We start from the raw sequence: 16,223 nt of genomic DNA, 5'->3' as shown, positions 1-16,223 counted from the left end.
TAAGCGTAGCGATACGTTGAGCTAACCCATACTAATTACCCGTGAGGCTTAACCATACAACACCCAAGAAGTGTTCTAAGGCTTGTAGCAGATACCGAGAACGAGTAACTAAATCAGCTTTTTCAGATTGAAGATTTTTGCCTGGCGGCAATAGCGCAGTGGAACCACCTGACCCCATGCCGAACTCAGAAGTGAAACGCTGTAGCGCCGATGGTAGTGTGGCATTCGCCATGCGAGAGTAGGACACTGCCAGGCACCCAATTAAACGGTGATGTGAAAGACATGACCGGCTGCGAGGATGACACCTCAGAATAAGCGGCAAAAGATTTAGCGAAAGCTAACCGAATGCGGAGCGGTAGTTCAGTCGGTTAGAATACCGGCCTGTCACGCCGGGGGTCGCGGGTTCGAGTCCCGTCCGCTCCGCCACTAAATTGAAAGGCCTTCCCTGACGGGAAGGCCTTTTTGCTTTCTGACATTTACCCAATCCCTCATCCTCAGTGCCAGGTGGCTTGGCCGGGTTATCCTCATTTCCCTACACGACCATCTCCGCCTTGCCGAATGGCATCCACGCTTCATTCGTGGTCACACTTATAGACAGTTCCAATCTGCCTGGCGGAGCAGAAGCCAGTGGCCATTGTTACCTGGAATCAGTCGCCAGGATTACTCTGGCTGGTTGGCCGCGGCTGATCTGCTGCACTCTGGGGGCCTAGTGGATATCACTGAGTATAGATGAGGGAGGGCGGAGGAAAGGCAAGGTGCGCTACTGTGGCTGCCTCTGGTGGGTATACAAACAGGTTATCAGTGATGCGGATGGCGTGATGTGGGCAGGATCCTCAGGCTGATTCCATTCTCTGATGTAAAAGAAAAGGGGACAGCATCTGCTGTCCCCTCAAGTCATTTCGTCCATTCCCTGAACTGCCATGCTCCCTGCAATCCTTGACGCTATCCTTTCCTTTGGAAATTCCCCTTCCCAATCCGTTGGGGTGTCCTGTGGCCTTCCTAGCCTGGCAATCTGTCCTGATTGCTTCACCCTCTCCTTCCTGGAGGTGTCCATTACCACATCCCGTGGTGTTCCTGCGTCATCCTGACTGATAACCATCCTGGCTATCACGCTTCATCTTGAAGCTGTTCCTGACCGCGTCTTGCGGTGTCCTTTCATCCTTGATGAGCGACAATCCGTGCCACTCAACCTCATCCCGAGGTATCCAACTACCGCATCCTGCGGTTGTCCTGTCGATCCTTGTGATAACCATCCTGGCTATCAACCCCATCCCGAGGTGTTCCTTGCCCACATCCTGCAGGCTATTCCTTGTTTATGCGCTGTTTCTGCATCCTGCCGAATCAGCTCGTCCTTGTGAGACCCATACTAAGGCAATTACGGGCTCGAACAAGGTGTGCATTCGGCTTGGGTTCCGTGACATGCGGTGCAGAAATGGATTGGCGTGGGATATTGTTCATTATTATCAGTATGTTATATAGTTTCCATGGAAAGCATACCCAGTGCGGGATGGCTTCACGTACGGTTCAACACTGAGGGGTCTTACAGGGGGAATGGCAGATCTCTTACAAGCAGAAATCGGTAGGAAAACGATGGTACAGCCGCTTCAATCAGGGGTGTAAGAGTTCAAAATTAATTGAATACTTATGCTTTAAAAGTAGACAAAAGCCGAGATAAATCTCGGCTTTGTATTGTCTGCTGGTTTCTTTAGCTGACCCTTGTCCCAGGAGTCGGGTAGGCCTTGCGCAGTGATTCGGGTGCAAGCACCTCCAGGTTGCCGCTCATGTTGTTCAGCCAGGAGCGGAACTCGGGCGTATCCTGCACTTCGGTCTCCACCACCACGCTGCGCTTGTCGTAACGGGTCATACGCGGGTTATGTCCCGGGATTTGTCCATCGATCAGGGTCGGGCAGTTGGCATCGATGCGCCCGACGAAGCGGATCGGACCGCTGACGTCCTGATAACCCTGGTCGCGGATCAGCTTCTGGATATTGAAGTCCTTCGGCTGGGTCGCGCTGAAGTTGGTCAACTCCACGTTCTTGATGTGATCGAACGGAATGCCGTAGACCTTGGGATCCAGCTCGGAGAGGGTACAGAGCAGGATGGGGCCATCGGGCTGGTTCAGGATGCCGAGGGGATTGATGCGGTCATAGCAGAGCCAGACAGTACGCTCCTTGATGACACGCTGGATCTCGGCGCTGAACTTGCGGCCACGCCAGAGGGCGTCGCGGATCAGGGTGCTGCGGCGGATCTCCGGATTGCCGGCGAAGGGGCGAGGTGACTGGTGCACGCTCTCCAGCCAGCGCTCGGCCAGTTCGCTCTGGCTGTCGCGGATCACCTGACCAGCCTTGTCGATCAGCGGGTTCAATTCGGTCAGCACGCTTGCCGGCAACAGTTGGCTTGCCTGGTCGCTCCAGGTTTTCAGGGCCACTGCCAGCGAGAGCGGCATGATGTTGGCAAAGTCATTGAGACCATGGCGCTCGAAGCACCAGCCATGAGGCTTGCTGCGCTCATCGGAGGTGAGGTCGAACAGTCCCATGCCGGACATCTCTTCCAGGTCCCGTTGCACGGTACGGAGACTGACGTGAATGCCTTCCTCTTCCAGTTTTACCTGGAGTTGGCTGGCGGTCAGCTTGTAAGGGCGGTGCGGGATGCAACGCGCCAAGGTCAGTTGTCGTAACAGCTTCTTACTCATGGTGCATGCCTTCACTGGTTTAGCGTTGAGTGTATCCTAGCCATGGCCTGCGACAGTCTATGTCGCAAGTTTTGCTGCGACAACTGTCGCCATTTTCATACATGAAGAAGCAAGTCATTGATAAATAAAACAAAACAACAAGTAAAAGGGGTTGTTTGAGCCCTTTTTTTATTGAAAACGAGCCTTGCGAGGATGCTCGCGACCAGGGTGACAGGAAGGAAATGGAAGCAGTAAGGAGGGGGAGGTGGGAAGGAGGTGGGGGACGGGCCCCCACCTCGACACGTCGTTATGCCAGCCAGGACCAGGCTGATTTGGTGATGGCTGCGCCCACCATGTAGCCGAATACTGCGAGAGCGGCTACTCCGGCCACCAGCTTCTGACCGCGGGCAGGGCGCTTGAGCGCCATGACGCCCAGGCCGATGTAGATCATCAGGGCAATCAGCTTGGCCATCAACCAGGGCTGCTGGCCAGGGCTCATCTGCAGGGTCACCGCCAGCAGCACGCCAAACAGCAGCAGGAAGGTGTCGTTGATGTGGGGCAGCACCTTCAACCATTTCTGTTGCAGCCGCCCGCTGCCCGCCAGCGCCAGGCTCCAGCGGTAGAGGAAGAGCAGCAGGCTGACCAGGGCCAGGGTCATGTGAAGGTGTTTGAGCATGGGGTAATAGGCAATCATGTTGCTTCCTTGTTGTTGTCGGGCAGACCGCTGTTCCATTGATGGGCGTGGGTACGCTCCTGTCCTTCCTGATCGTCTTGCAGCAGGTCGGAGAGGATGTCGCGGTATTGCAGGCTCTTGTTGATATAGGTGTGCTCGTCGTCCAGGTAGTTGACCTGTTCCCGCAGCAGCCGGTTGTCATACTGCTTGAACATCTGCCCCGCACGCCAGGCCTGATTGGCCCTGAATCCCAAGAGGGTGAGTGCTTCTACCCCAAGATCCACGGCCGACCCCAGGGTTTCGCGGTGCACGCTGTCTATCCCGTGGCGCAGGATCTCGTGGGCATGGGGTCTGTCTTGGGCACGGGCCAGTATTCTGAGGTGCGGGAAGTGCTTTTTCACCATCTCGATCACTTCGAGGGAGGTGGCCGGGTCATTGAGGGAGAGCACCAGGAGTTTGGCCTTGTGGGCGCCGGCCGCGTGCAGCAGGTCGAGTCGGCTGGCATCCCCATAAAACACCTGGTAGCCGTACTTTCTCAGCATCTCTATCTGGCTGGCATCCTGCTCCAGGATGGTGGTGCCAATACCATGGCCGTGGAGCAGACGCCCCACTATCTGACCGAAGCGACCGAAGCCGGCGATGATGACCGGGTGTTCCACCAGCTCGGGCTGTTCATGTTCGGGGGTGTCACTCTGGTTGCGGTAGTCGAACCAGGGCTGGATCACCCGATCGTTGAGGATAAGCAGCAGCGGTGTCAGCGCCATGGAGAGGGCGACGACCAGAGTCAGCAGTGAGATGGTGCTGCCCGGCAGTACCTTGTTCTGGGCGGCGAACGAGAACAGCACGAAGGCGAACTCCCCGCCCTGGGCCAGGGCCAGGGCGAAGGTCCAGCGCTGGTTCGGGGAGAGGCGAATGACAAAGCCGAGCCCCATCAGCACCAGCCACTTGAGCACCATCAGACCGATCACCAGTGCCGGGATCAACAGGGGATGGGCGGCAAAGAGGCTGAAGTCGATGCCGGCACCCACCGACATGAAGAAGAGGCCGAGCAGCAGCCCCTTGAACGGCTCTATGTCTGCTTCCAGCTCGTGGCGGTATTCGCTGTCCGCCAGCACCACGCCGGCGAGGAAGGAGCCGAGGGCGGGGGAGAGACCGACGGATTCCATGAGCACGGCGATGGCGATCACCAGCAGCAGGGCGGCAGCGACGAAGATCTCCCGCATGTGGGACTGGGCGATGGCGCGAAACACCGGCCGCATCAGGTAATGGCCACCCAGCACGATGCCGGCGATGGCGGCCACCACCAGCAGGCCGTGCTGCCAGCCTGCCAGCTCCGAACTGCCGCTGCTGGCGACCGGTGCAATGGCCAGCAGCGGCAGGATCGCCAGGATGGGGATGACGGCGATGTCCTGGAACAGCAGCACGGCGAAAGCGGAGCGGCCGCTCTCGCTCTGCATCAGTTTGCGCTCCTGCAGGCTCTGCAGCACGATGGCGGTGGAGGAGAGCGCAAGAATGAGACCGATGGCGAGCCCCTGCTGCCAGGGAAGACCCAAAAGATAACCCACCCCGGTCAGGGCGACACTGGTGAGCAGCACCTGCAGACCACCGGTGCCGAGGATGGGCCCTTTCAGTTGCCACAACAGGGCCGGGCGCAGCTCCAGACCGACCAGAAACAGCATCAGCACCACCCCGAACTCGGCGAAGTGCATCACGTCTTTCTGCTCGCCCACCAGACCAAGCAGGAAGGGACCTATGATGATCCCCGCCAGCAGGTAGCCAAGGACGGAGCCCAGCCCCCACCGCTTGGCCAGCGGGACGGCGATCACCGCCGCCGAGAGGTAGATCAGGGCATCAAACAGCAATCCATGTCCCATCAGCGGCTCCTCCTTAACATGATGAATGCCGGTGAGGGCTGGCCGGGCCTGCGCCCGGATCGAGTGTGTGTCATGGGAGTACCCCCAGCAGATCGCGCAGATAGGGGCTCTCGGCCAGCTGGGCCGGGGTCAGCTGCTCGTCACGCAGGGCGCACAGCAGTTGGCGATAGTCCTGGCCGCAGCGGCGCAGCGCCTCGGGATCCTCGAGTTTGTGGAAGGAGTGCAGCACGAAAGGGGGCAGCCAGCGCATGCCGCACAGCTGTGCGGTCTGCTGGAAGGGGAGCAGGAAGTCGAGCAGCGGGCGCTGGTTGTAGCCGGCGCGGCAGTAGGATTCGGGGCCGCCCCCCGTGGTGATGGCGCTGAGCCACTGCTTGCCGCTGAGGGCGTGGGCCTCGGGGCCGTAGGCATAGCCGTACTCCAGCACCAGGTCCATCCACTCTTTCATGATGGCCGGGCAGGAGTACCAGTAGAAGGGGTGCTGGAAGACGATGATGTCGTGCTCCGCCAGCAGGGCCTGTTCCCGTTTCACGTTGATGAACATGTCCGGATAGCGCTGGCAGAGATCGTGCAGGGTGATCCCCTCCAGCCCCTCGATGGCGTGCAGGAGTTGCTTGTTGGCCCGGGAACTCTGCAGCGCCGGGTGTGAAAAGATGACCAGAATGCGTTTCATGGGATTCCTGAAGAGGGTCTGCTGCCGGCACATGCGACAGATTGTGAGCTGAAACGTTATCAAGAAGCTCCCTGGCCCGCCAGTTCCGGGATCAGTGCGCGCAGCGCCGGATTCAGGGTCTGGTGGGCGGGGTAGCAGAGGCCGATGCGGCGGAACATCCGGGGGCCGCTCACGGGCAGGGTGCACAGGCCCGCTTCGTCCTCCACCAGCCCGTCGGGCAGGAAGCTGATGCCCACCCCGGCCAGCACCAGCGCCATCACCAGCCCCTTGCTCTCGGCCTTGGCCACCAGATTGAGGGTGAGCCGGTCACAGGCCAGCAGGCCTATGGTTTGCTGATGGGCTTCGCAGGGTGGGCACTCAATAAAATCATAATGTTGCAACTCAGCCAGCTCGATACGCGCCCTGCCCGCAAGAGGGTGTCCCCTGGGAACGCACAGCACGTACTCCTCTTCCCAGAGCGGCAGGAAGATCTCGTCCTCCCGGCGCAGGGCATCCAGGGTCAGTCGGCAGTCGGCCGGAGTGCCGTAATCGGAGAGGGTGAGATCCAACTCGGGCAGCACCCCCTGCACCCGCCGAAGCAATCCCGCCAGCCGACGTCGGCTGAGGTCGGGCATGATGGCCATGTTGAGTCTCGCACGCGTCGCCTTCTGGCGAAACAGGGTCGGCAGGCGACGCGCCTCTTCCACCAGCTTGACGGCGTGGGGATAGAGATAGTGGGCCGGATCCTTCGCTTCCACCCCCTTCTTGCCCCGGATGAAGAGGCTGTCCCCTAGGCTCTCTTCGAGCTGGCGAAGGCCGGCGGAGAGGGAGGGTTGGCTCACGTGGCAGCGGGCTGCCGCCGCCGTGATGTTCTTCTCTTCATAGATGGCGATGAAGAAGCGCAGCAATCTCAGGTCCAGCATGGGGATACCATAGTTAATTCAGATGATAACCAGCGGAAAACTATATTTATCGCCGATGGATGTAGCGACTATAGTGACTGGGTCCCGTGCTGGCCAGCCCTTGTTTGACGCCCATTTCAACGCATCAGAAGGAAAACTCCATGTCCAAGTCCCTCGTGGTGATCACCGGCGCGTCCGCCGGGATCGGTGCCGCCATTGCCCGCGCCTTCTCCGCCGCCGGCCATCCGCTGCTGTTGCTGGCCCGCCGGGTCGAGCCCATGCAGGCGCTGAACCTGCCCGATACCCTCTGCATCGGGGTCGATGTCACCGACACCGCCGCCATGAAGGCCGCCGTGGCGCAGGCGGAGGCGCAATTCGGCCCGGTGGGATGTCTGGTCAACAATGCCGGCGTCATGCTGCTGGGACAGGCCGACGTGCAGGATCCCGCCGAGTGGCAGCAGATGCTCAACATCAACGTGATGGGGGTTCTGAATGGCGTGCATGCGGTACTGGCCGGCATGAAGGCCCGCCGCAGCGGCACCATCATCAACATCAGCTCCATCGCCGGTCGCAAGACCTTCCCGAACCATGCCGCTTACTGCGCCACCAAGTTCGCCGTTCACGCCCTGACCGAAAATATCCGGGAAGAGGTGGCCGATGTCGGCGTGCGGATGGTGACCATCGCTCCGGGCGCGGTGGAGACCGAGCTGCTCAGCCACACCACGGACGAGCGCATCAAGGCGGGCTATCACGACTGGAAGGATCAGATGGGAGGCGTCATTGCACCCGAGGTGATCGCCGACGCCGTGCTCTACGCCTGGCTCCAGCCGGCCAACGTCTGCGTGCGGGAGATCGTGCTGGCGGCCACCCGCCAGCAACCCTGATGCAGACGGGGGAGGGGTTGACCCTCCCCCTGGGCCAAGGGTTACCATAGGCCCTCTTTCGTCATTGAGTCGTCTCATGGTCCTGACCCGTCGCCAACTCGCTCGCGCCCGCCGCTGGCTCCCACTGTGGAGTCTGGTGCTGGTGCTGATGTCGTTTGGCAGCCGGGCGGCCACCGATCTCTGTACCCTGACGCCCCATTGCAGCCAGAGCGAGCGTACCCTGGAAAAAGCCATGCCCTGCGGCAGCTTCACCTCGGCGCTCGCCATGACGGTGCTCACCAGCGACAGCCTGACGGTTGCCCGGCTTGAGCCCGACAGGCCGACATTCCTCTCTCCCTCTCTGTTCATGCCGGAGGCGCCCCTGGAGCGTCTCGAGCGTCCGCCCCGTCACCACGGCTGAGTCGAGTTTCCCTTTACGGGCATTTCTTCTTAACCGAGGTGAGATATGTACAAGTCCCTGTTACTGGCCGTGCTGGCCGGTACCGTCAGTTTTTCTGCTCTGGCAACCGGGCAGATGACCGTCTACAAGTCCCAGTATTGCGGTTGCTGCAAGACCTGGATCAAGCACATGGAAGAGAACGGCTTTGAGGTCAAGGTCGTGGAAACCGAGCAGCTTAACCCGATCAAGCAGCAGCATGGCATCACCCCGCAGCTGGCCTCCTGCCACACCGGGGTGGTGAATGGCTATGTGGTGGAGGGGCATGTGCCCGCTGCCGACGTGCAGAAGCTGCTCAAGGAAAAACCGGCGATCCGCGGTCTGACCATTCCGGGGATGCCCCAGAGTGCGCCGGGCATGGATATTCCGGGGCAGCCCTATCAGGTGCTGAGCATCAGTGACGAGGGCGCGACCAAAGTCTGGTCGAGCTACCCCGGCTGATGGATGCTGACCGTGAGCAGACACACTTCCATCATGTGAGGCACACCTGAGCGAACCCGTGTCGCTCACGGTCAGGGAGGAGGGCCGCCATCGCGAGATGGCGGCCCTTTTTCGTCGATTTGGGGGGGAATGTCCGGGGAGCCCTTGCAACCCCGGGCGACAAGGGGCAGATTGATCGCCAATTTTTATTTTCTCAGGGACGCTTTTCCCACTGCCTGCCGGTGTGCCGTCTGGATGCGTGCAGCACCAGCGGGAGGGGCGGCCCTGTGACAGCGCAAAGGATGCGACATGTTCACCTTTTCCCGGGGGCTGCTGCTGGCTTGCCTGCTTGCTGCACCCTGTTCCCATGCCAACGAAGAGTCCGCCATGCCTACAAGCGATACTTCCACCCAGCCTGTCATTGTCCCCCCGGTGGCTGCCAAGCACCCCCATACCCTGAAAAAACACGGGGACACGCGCGTCGACAACTACTACTGGCTGCGTGACGACGAGCGGCAGAAGCCCGAGGTGCTGGACTATCTTAAGGCCGAGAATGCCTACACCGAGGCCATGCTCGCACCGATCAAGCCGCTGCGCGAGCAGCTCTACAAGGAGATGGTGGCCCGCATTCCCCAGCAGGACGAGTCTGTCCCCTATGTGAAGAACGGCTACCGCTATCAGACCCGTTACGAGCCGGGCAAGGAGTACGCCATCTACTCCCGCAGCAAGGTGGAAGGGGACGGGGCGCCCACCCTGCTGCTGGATGGCAACCAGCGCGCCGAAGGCCACGAGTTCTATGCCCTGGGGGCGCTCGAGGTGAGCCGCAACAACCGTTGGTTGGCGGTGGCGGAAGATTATCTCTCCCGCCGTCAATACAGGATCCAGTTCCTCGATCTGGAGAGCGGCGCCTGGGCCGCCGACACCCTCGAGAACACCTCCGGCAACCTGGTGTGGGCCAACGACAGCAAGACGGTCTTCTACGTGCGCAAGCACCCCAAGACCCTGCTGCCCTACCAGGTCTATCGCCACGAGCTGGGCACGGACCCCGCGAAGGATATCCTGGTCTACGAGGAGAAGGACGACTCCTTCTATGTGAGCCTCTACGCCACCACCTCGGAAGATTTCATCGTCATCTCCCTCTCCAGCACCACCACCAGCGAGGCGCGCCTCATTGATGCCAATGTGCCGGGCCAGACGCCACGCCTGTTCCTGCCCCGTCAGGTGGATCACGAATACAGCCTGGATCACTACCGCGGTCGCTTCTATGTGCGCTCCAACAAGGACGGCAAGAACTTCGGCCTCTATGAGACCAAGGAGAGCCCGGTGGATCGCTGGAAGGCGGTGATCGCCCCCAATCCGGACGTGCTGCTGGAGAGCTATGCCCTGTTCAGGGACTGGCTGGTGCTGGAGGAGCGCAGCCAGGGGTTGACCCGGTTGCGTCAGGTCAACTGGCAGAGCGGCGAACAGAAGGAGATCGCCTTCGACGATCCCGCCTATGTCACCTGGCTTGCCTACAACCCGGAGCCGGACACCAGCGCCCTGCGCTATGGCTACTCCTCCATGACCACGCCGTCCTCCACCTACGAGCTGGACATGGACAGCGGCAAGCGGACTCTGCTCAAGCAGCAGCCGGTGGCGGGCTTCGTGCCTGCGCAATATGCCAGCGAGCGGCTCTGGATCACCGCCCGTGACGGCGTGGCTGTGCCGGTGTCGCTGGTCTATCGCAAGGACAAGTTCAAGAAGGCAGGGGGTGGTGCAGGCACCAATCCCCTGCTGGTCTACGGCTATGGCTCCTACGGCGCCAGCATGGACCCGGACTTCAGCAGCTCACGCCTGAGCCTGCTGGACCGGGGTTTCGTCTACGCCATCGCCCATATCCGGGGTGGCGAGGAGCTGGGCCGCACCTGGTATGAAGAGGGCAAGCTGCTCAAGAAGCAGAACACCTTCAACGACTTCATCGACGTGACCGAGGCGTTGGTGGCGCAAGGCTACGGCGCCAGGGATCAGGTCTATGCCATGGGGGGCAGCGCCGGCGGTCTGCTGATGGGGGCCGTCATCAACCAGGCGCCCCAGCTCTATCGCGGCGTGGTGGCCCAGGTGCCCTTCGTCGACGTGGTCACCACCATGCTGGACGAGTCCATTCCCCTCACCACAGGGGAGTATGACGAGTGGGGCAACCCGAACAAGAAGCGCTACTACGACTACATGAAGGCCTACAGCCCCTACGATCAGGTCAAGGCCCAGGCCTACCCGAATCTGCTGGTGACCACGGGGCTGCACGACTCCCAGGTGCAGTACTGGGAGCCGGCCAAGTGGGTGGCCAAGCTGCGTGAGCTGAAGACGGACGACAACCAGTTGCTGCTCAGCACCGACATGGAGGCCGGTCATGGCGGCAAGTCGGGCCGTTTCAAGGCCTATGAGGACATCGCCCTGGAGTTCGCCTTCATTCTGGAGCTGGCTGGCAGCAAGGCGTGATGGCCGGGCCCAAATGAAATCAGCTTGTTACCAAACCCCGTTCCGGCAGCCCCGGATCGGGGTTTTTGCATCTTGGCGACAAAAACGTCATTAACGTCGTGTTTATGCTGTTCAGTATGCATTTCGCAATATAACGGACCAGGTTTCTAATCCTTGCCAGTCAAGGGTTGCGAAAGAATCTGGGCGTGTTTTTTATTGCTTCCCTTTGATAGTTCATGTAATTAATCAGCCCTTGAGAAATGAATGATCCGCTTCAAACTTCTCGCTATTTAAATCCGCCATTTTGCTGTTTTGTTTGATTTATGTTGGTGTTATGTGCTTAATCGGAGCGTTAATGCTTTTGAACTGACCCGTTTCTGGTCAGATCACCTCCGATCGGCATGACGCTGATTATCTCACCGCAGGATGATGGTGGCTTCTGGAAGGGCGCGTGCCGCTCGACCATTTCCTCGTACGAGGTCGTATAGGCGAACCCAGTCTTGATGCGGGTCTGTCTCATATTCTCCCGGGAAACGGGTGAAATAAATCAATGAAAAGGATGAAGAACATGAAAGGATTATCCTTGGCGTGCGCCTTGTCGGCGGCTCTGGTCGGTGTGTCGTTTGGTGGTCCGGTGCAAGCGCAGGAGCGCTTCGTGACCATAGGCACCGGCGGTCAGACCGGCGTCTACTACGTGGCGGGCCAGTCCATCTGCCGCTTCCTCAACCGCGGCGCCGCCGATCACCAGATCAAGTGCAACGCCCCGGCCAGTGGCGGTGGTGTTGCCAACGTCAACGGCATCCGCTCCGGCGAATTCAACTTCGGCATCATGCAGTCCGACCATCAGTACAAGGCGATGAAAGGCGTCGAGCCGTTCAAGGCCGAAGGTCCGATGGATGACATCCGCGCCGTCTTCTCCCTGCAGAGCGAAGTGTTCACCATCCTGGCCCGCAAGGACGCCAAGGTAGCCAGCTTCGACGACCTGAAGGGCAAGCGCGTCAACATCGGCAACCCGGGTTCCGGTCAGCGTGACACCTTTGAAGAGATCATGACCGTGAAGGGCTGGGACAAGTCCGCCTTCAGCCTGGTCTCCGAACTGAAACCCGCCGAGCAGGCCTCTGCCCTGGGTGACAACAACATCGACGCCATGAGCTACTTCGTCGGCCACCCGAACGGCGCCATCCAGGAAGCCTCCACCACCACGGACACCGTGCTGGTGCCGGTCACCGGCCCCGAGATCGACAAGCTGCTGGCCGAGAAGAGCTACTACAGCAAGGCCGAGATCCCGGGCGGTCTCTACAAGGGCAGCCCGAACCCGACCCCGTCCATCGGTGGCAAGGCGGTGCTCTCCACCAGCGCCAAGGCTGACCCTGAAGTGGTCTACCAGCTGGTTAAGTCCGTGTTCGACAACCTGGACCGTTTCAAGCGCCTGCACCCGGCCTTCGCGGATCTGAAGGAAGCCGACATGATCAAGGTGGGTCTCTCCGCTCCGCTGCATGAAGGCGCTGTGCGTTACTACAAGGAACGTGGCTGGATGTAATCCGGCTGCGTCTTCGGATGTGCCCCGGACTCGCTCCTCTTTCGGGGGAGCGAGTCTCATTTATTGCAGTACCTACAGAGTCACACTATGCAGCAAACACAACAACAAGAGGCGTTCTCGGCCGAGGAGCTGATCGCCCAGGACGTCGGCGCCAGGCTGCCCGTCGGCCCCATGAGTTGGATCATCGCGGGTCTTGCGCTGATCTGGTCCCTGTTCCAGCTCTGGATAGCCTCGCCGCTGCCCTTCTCTCTCGGCATCGGCGTCCTCAACGACACTGAAACACGCTCGATTCACCTGGCCTTCGCCATCCTGCTCGCCTACCTGGTGTTCCCCGCCATGCGCAGCTCACCGCGAGACAGGGTTCCCCTTGCCGACATCGCCCTCGGCCTCGTCGGTGCCGCCGTCGCCAGCTATCTGTTCGTGATGTACCAGGAGCTTGCCCAGCGTCCCGGCAACCTGACCACCATGGACTTCGCGGTGGCCTGCGTCGGCATCCCGCTCCTGCTGGAAGCGGCCCGCCGCGCCCTGGGCCCGGCCCTGGCGGTCATCGCCATCGTCTTCCTGGCCTACAGCCTGGCCGGTCCCTGGATGCCTTCCCTGCTGGCCCACCGCGGGGTGAGCCTGCATGCGCTGGCCAACCACCAGTGGATCACCACCGAAGGGGTGTTCGGCATCGCCCTCGGGGTCTCCACCAGCTTCGTCTTCCTGTTCGTGCTGTTTGGCGCCCTGCTCGAGCGTGCCGGTGCGGGCCACTACTTCATCCAGCTCGCCTTCAGCCTGCTGGGTCACCTGCGCGGCGGCCCGGCCAAGGCGGCCGTGGTCGCCTCGGCACTGACCGGCGTCATCTCCGGCTCCTCCATCGCCAACGTGGTGACCACGGGGACCTTCACCATCCCCATGATGAAACGGGTCGGCTTCTCCAAGGAGAAAGCCGGCGCGGTGGAAGTGGCCTCTTCGGTCAACGGCCAGATCATGCCGCCGGTCATGGGGGCTGCGGCCTTCCTGATGGTGGAGTACGTGGGCATCCCCTATGTGGAGATCATCAAGCACGCCTTCCTGCCGGCGGCCATCTCCTACATCGCCCTGCTCTACATCGTGCACCTCGAGGCGCTCAAGCTCGGGATGCAGCCCATCGGCAACCGTCAGCCGCGCCCCTGGCTGCGTCGCCTGACCGGCTTCGCCTTCGGTGCCGCCCTCATCAGCGGCCTCTCCATAGCGGTCTACTACGGTCTGGGCTGGCTCAAGCCGGTGCTGGGTGACTATGCCCTGCCGGGGATCAGCGTGCTGCTGGCCGTCGCCTACCTGGGACTGCTGAAGATCGCCGCGAGCAACGCACCGCTGCCGGCGGAAGACCCGGACAAGCCACTGGACGAGCTGCCCGAGACCCGCGCCGTGCTGCTCTCCGGCCTGCACTTCCTGCTGCCCGTGGTGGTGCTGGTGTGGTGTCTGATGGTGGAGCGCCTCTCCCCCGGGCTGTCGGCCTTCTGGGGGTCGGTGATGCTCATCATCATCCTGCTGACCCAGCGACCGCTGCTGAACTGGCTGCGCACCGACGGCAAGCATGACTACGGCTCCTTCACCGATGGCGTGGTGGACCTGCGCGAGGGGCTGATTGCCGGTGCCCGCAACATGATCGGCATCGGCATTGCCACCGCCACTGCCGGCATCATCGTCGGGGCCGTCTCCCAGACCGGCGTCGGCCTGGTACTGGCGGATCTGGTGGAGTTCCTCTCCATGGGCAACCTGCTGCTCATGCTGATCCTCACCGCCCTGCTGAGCCTCATCCTCGGCATGGGGCTGCCGACCACTGCCAACTACATCGTGGTATCGAGCCTGCTGGCGCCGGTGATCGTCACCCTGGGTCAGCAGAACGGCCTCATCGTGCCGCTCATCGCGGTTCACCTGTTCGTCTTCTACTTCGGCATCATGGCGGACGTGACCCCGCCGGTGGGGCTGGCCTCGTTCGCCGCGGCCGCCGTCTCCAAGGGCGACCCCATCAAGACAGGGATCACGGCGTTCTACTACAGCCTGCGTACCGCGGCGCTGCCCTTCCTGTTCATCTTCAACACCGATCTGCTGCTCATCAACGTGGACTTCGCCCACGGCGTACTGATCTTCTTCGTGGCCACCATCGCCATGCTGATCTTCGCTGCCGCCACCCAGGGCTTCTTCCTGGTGAAGAGCCGCTGGTACGAGAGCGTGCTGCTGCTGCTGGTGGCCTTCACCCTGTTCCGTCCTGGCTTCTGGATGGATCTGCTGCACGACCCGTATCGCGACACCGCCCCGGCCGAGCTGGTCCAGACCATGGGGCAGGTGGAGGCCGAGAGCACCCTGCGCCTGCGGATGGAAGGGGAAGATGCGGTGGGCAAGTTGCGCCGCTTCACCGTGCTGCTGCCGGTGCCGGATGGTGCGAGCGGTGAGGATCGTCTGACCAAGCTGGGGATCCAGACCTATGAGCAGGACGGCAAGATCCTGATCGACACCGTCACCTTCGGTAGCCAGGCGGCCGATCTGGGGCTGGAGATGGATCAGCAGATCCTGAGCGTCAAGGCGCCCACCGAGCGCTGGCCCAAGGAGCTGATGTGGCTGCCGGGCTTCCTGCTGTTCGGGGCCGTGGTCTGGCTGCAACGCCGCCGGGTCGCTCGACCCTGATCATCACCCAATAAAAAACGGCGCCTTCGGGCGCCGTTTTTTATGCTGGACTGTGATGCCGGCCGCTTCGGGCCATCAGTCCAGGGCATCAGTTGGACTGGGTCTGCTTCTGTTTTTGCAGTTGGTCGAGGGTCTGCTGCTCCTGCGGGCTGAGGCCAAGCTGCTCGCAGGCCTGTTCAAAGCTGATGCCAAGATGGCACATCATGATGTCGATAGCGGGCAGGTAGTTGGTCATAGCGTCTTCCATGGTGATCCTCCAGAGCTGTCTCTTATGCCCGAGGGCGGGGATGGGGGCAATTAGACTTTAGGTGTAGGGTGCCATCTGCTTCAGCCTCTGCCACTGGCCGGGGGAATTTGCTACTCTTGCGGGCACTAAAGAGGTTGCCGCCCCAGGGCGAGCAGCCGGTGAGGAGCAGGGCATGTTATTGAGTTTCTTGATCATCGCATCGGGCTGGTGGCACATCCGCGCGGCTTACGGCTCAGACTCCCGTCAGTTCTACATCAGCAAGCCCCTGACCATGCTGTTCATCATCGCCCTGGCGTTTGGCTACCAAGGTGACGATCACAACGGCTCCCACGCCTGGATCCTGCTCGGTCTCTGCCTGTCGCTGGCGGGGGACGTGCTGCTGATGCTGCCACGGGATCGCTTCATCCAGGGGCTGGCGGCATTTTTTGTCGCTCACCTCTGTTACATCGTCGGTTTCGCCCAGGGGCCCCTGGTGCTCAAGCTGGTGGACGGCCTGCTGCTGTTGCTGGTGGCTGGTATGGTGTTCGGGCTCCTGTGGGGCCAGCTCGGCGAGATGAGGATCCCCGTCTTCTGCTACATGCTGGTGATCATCGCCATGGCCTGGGTGGCTGCCGGTGCCTGGCATGCCTCTCTCACTGCCGGCAGCGCCGCCGCCCTAGTGGGGGCGCTGATGTTCCTCTTCTCCGACAGCATGCTGGCACTGGACCGCTTCCGCCGCCCCTTCCCCCATGCCACGGCCTGGATCATGAGCAGCTACTTCGCGGCCCAATTCCTGATCGCCGCCTCCCTGGCGGGCTGACCGGCGGGCAGCCATGAAAAAC

Annotated in this window: 13 protein-coding genes, 1 tRNA gene and 1 rRNA gene; 9 read left to right on the top strand and 6 right to left on the bottom strand. The window is 61.3% G+C overall.

Annotation, left to right across the window (positions count from 1 at the left end; translation table 11 throughout):
* The first annotated feature begins 140 nt into the window (after window positions 1-140).
* Both rrf and ACVDHI_RS11670 read left to right on the top strand, forming a co-directional pair.
* A 5S ribosomal RNA gene (rrf, locus tag ACVDHI_RS11675) occupies window positions 141-255 on the top strand.
* Between the two features lie 94 nt (window positions 256-349).
* Window positions 350-426, top strand: a tRNA-Asp gene (locus ACVDHI_RS11670).
* 1,279 nt (window positions 427-1,705) lie between these two features.
* Here the strand turns inward: ACVDHI_RS11670 and ACVDHI_RS11665 are convergent.
* The 5 genes from ACVDHI_RS11665 to ACVDHI_RS11645 all read right to left on the bottom strand — a co-directional run bounded on the left by ACVDHI_RS11665 (window position 1,706) and on the right by ACVDHI_RS11645 (window position 6,790).
* The gene (locus ACVDHI_RS11665) at window positions 1,706-2,692 is read right to left on the bottom strand and encodes a helix-turn-helix transcriptional regulator (protein WP_029313511.1); all 987 of its coding nucleotides are present in this window, start codon (window positions 2,690-2,692) and stop codon (window positions 1,706-1,708) included.
* A 286-nt stretch (window positions 2,693-2,978) separates the two neighbouring features.
* Window positions 2,979-3,365: a SirB2 family protein gene (locus ACVDHI_RS11660; RefSeq protein WP_042864580.1), complete on the bottom strand. Its 387-nt coding sequence runs from the start codon at window positions 3,363-3,365 to the stop codon at window positions 2,979-2,981.
* Complete coding sequence (locus ACVDHI_RS11655) at window positions 3,362-5,218, bottom strand: monovalent cation:proton antiporter-2 (CPA2) family protein (RefSeq protein WP_103858882.1); 1,857 nt, start codon at window positions 5,216-5,218, stop codon at window positions 3,362-3,364. Before ACVDHI_RS11655 ends, ACVDHI_RS11660 begins: the two co-directional genes overlap by 4 nt.
* A gap of 70 nt (window positions 5,219-5,288) precedes the next feature.
* Window positions 5,289-5,888: an NAD(P)H-dependent oxidoreductase gene (locus tag ACVDHI_RS11650; RefSeq protein ID WP_010672574.1), complete on the bottom strand. Its 600-nt coding sequence runs from the start codon at window positions 5,886-5,888 to the stop codon at window positions 5,289-5,291.
* Between the two features lie 59 nt (window positions 5,889-5,947).
* A complete protein-coding gene (locus ACVDHI_RS11645) occupies window positions 5,948-6,790 on the bottom strand; it encodes a LysR family transcriptional regulator (RefSeq protein WP_042015287.1) in 843 nt (280 codons plus the stop codon).
* 140 nt (window positions 6,791-6,930) lie between these two features.
* Here ACVDHI_RS11645 and ACVDHI_RS11640 point away from each other — a divergent pair, with 140 nt between their 5' ends.
* The 6 genes from ACVDHI_RS11640 (at window position 6,931) to ACVDHI_RS11615 (ending at window position 15,155) form a co-directional block, all read left to right on the top strand.
* Complete coding sequence (locus ACVDHI_RS11640; RefSeq protein WP_167825695.1) at window positions 6,931-7,653, top strand: SDR family oxidoreductase; 723 nt, start codon at window positions 6,931-6,933, stop codon at window positions 7,651-7,653.
* Window positions 7,654-7,729: 76 nt separating this feature from the next.
* Complete coding sequence (locus tag ACVDHI_RS11635; RefSeq protein WP_039040397.1) at window positions 7,730-8,053, top strand: hypothetical protein; 324 nt, start codon at window positions 7,730-7,732, stop codon at window positions 8,051-8,053.
* Window positions 8,054-8,098: 45 nt separating this feature from the next.
* On the top strand, window positions 8,099-8,530 hold the full coding sequence (locus tag ACVDHI_RS11630; protein ID WP_277856389.1) for a DUF411 domain-containing protein: 432 nt from the start codon (window positions 8,099-8,101) through the stop codon (window positions 8,528-8,530).
* A 288-nt stretch (window positions 8,531-8,818) separates the two neighbouring features.
* Complete coding sequence (locus tag ACVDHI_RS11625) at window positions 8,819-10,984, top strand: S9 family peptidase (protein ID WP_053288048.1); 2,166 nt, start codon at window positions 8,819-8,821, stop codon at window positions 10,982-10,984.
* A 547-nt stretch (window positions 10,985-11,531) separates the two neighbouring features.
* Window positions 11,532-12,503 carry a TAXI family TRAP transporter solute-binding subunit gene (locus tag ACVDHI_RS11620; RefSeq protein ID WP_029313514.1) on the top strand — a complete coding sequence of 324 codons (972 nt, stop codon included), beginning with the start codon at window positions 11,532-11,534 and terminating at the stop codon, window positions 12,501-12,503.
* An 87-nt stretch (window positions 12,504-12,590) separates the two neighbouring features.
* Window positions 12,591-15,155, top strand: coding sequence for a TRAP transporter permease (locus ACVDHI_RS11615; protein WP_405694856.1), 2,565 nt, complete (start codon window positions 12,591-12,593; stop codon window positions 15,153-15,155).
* 88 nt (window positions 15,156-15,243) lie between these two features.
* On the opposite strand, the gene ACVDHI_RS11610 is transcribed toward ACVDHI_RS11615, so the two are convergent.
* Window positions 15,244-15,402: a hypothetical protein gene (locus ACVDHI_RS11610; protein ID WP_005332188.1), complete on the bottom strand. Its 159-nt coding sequence runs from the start codon at window positions 15,400-15,402 to the stop codon at window positions 15,244-15,246.
* A gap of 172 nt (window positions 15,403-15,574) precedes the next feature.
* Between ACVDHI_RS11610 and ACVDHI_RS11605 the strand changes: the two genes are divergently transcribed.
* Window positions 15,575-16,201 (top strand): lysoplasmalogenase, encoded by a 627-nt coding sequence (locus ACVDHI_RS11605; RefSeq protein ID WP_039040401.1) that lies wholly within the window; start codon window positions 15,575-15,577, stop codon window positions 16,199-16,201.
* Window positions 16,202-16,223 lie beyond the last annotated feature (22 nt).

The organism is Aeromonas sp. 25-248 (genome assembly GCF_053005425.1).
The sequence above is the reverse complement of the archived record's forward strand: the minus strand, read 5'-3'. Positions and strand labels throughout refer to the sequence as shown.

Bases quoted from the DNA above. Each gene is read 5' to 3' on its own strand.
- ACVDHI_RS11625 (WP_053288048.1), top strand. From the start codon at position 8,819: ATGTTCACCTTTTCCCGGGGGCTGCTGCTGGCTTGCCTGCTTGCTGCA.
- ACVDHI_RS11615 (WP_405694856.1), top strand. From the start codon at position 12,591: ATGCAGCAAACACAACAACAAGAGGCGTTCTCGGCCGAGGAGCTGATC.
- ACVDHI_RS11660 (WP_042864580.1), bottom strand. From the start codon at position 3,365: ATGATTGCCTATTACCCCATGCTCAAACACCTTCACATGACCCTGGCC.
- ACVDHI_RS11610 (WP_005332188.1), bottom strand. From the start codon at position 15,402: ATGGAAGACGCTATGACCAACTACCTGCCCGCTATCGACATCATGATG.
- ACVDHI_RS11645 (WP_042015287.1), bottom strand. From the start codon at position 6,790: ATGCTGGACCTGAGATTGCTGCGCTTCTTCATCGCCATCTATGAAGAG.
- ACVDHI_RS11620 (WP_029313514.1), top strand. From the start codon at position 11,532: ATGAAAGGATTATCCTTGGCGTGCGCCTTGTCGGCGGCTCTGGTCGGT.
- ACVDHI_RS11650 (WP_010672574.1), bottom strand. From the start codon at position 5,888: ATGAAACGCATTCTGGTCATCTTTTCACACCCGGCGCTGCAGAGTTCC.
- ACVDHI_RS11635 (WP_039040397.1), top strand. From the start codon at position 7,730: ATGGTCCTGACCCGTCGCCAACTCGCTCGCGCCCGCCGCTGGCTCCCA.
- ACVDHI_RS11665 (WP_029313511.1), bottom strand. From the start codon at position 2,692: ATGAGTAAGAAGCTGTTACGACAACTGACCTTGGCGCGTTGCATCCCG.
- ACVDHI_RS11605 (WP_039040401.1), top strand. From the start codon at position 15,575: ATGTTATTGAGTTTCTTGATCATCGCATCGGGCTGGTGGCACATCCGC.
- ACVDHI_RS11655 (WP_103858882.1), bottom strand. From the start codon at position 5,218: ATGGGACATGGATTGCTGTTTGATGCCCTGATCTACCTCTCGGCGGCG.
- ACVDHI_RS11630 (WP_277856389.1), top strand. From the start codon at position 8,099: ATGTACAAGTCCCTGTTACTGGCCGTGCTGGCCGGTACCGTCAGTTTT.
- ACVDHI_RS11640 (WP_167825695.1), top strand. From the start codon at position 6,931: ATGTCCAAGTCCCTCGTGGTGATCACCGGCGCGTCCGCCGGGATCGGT.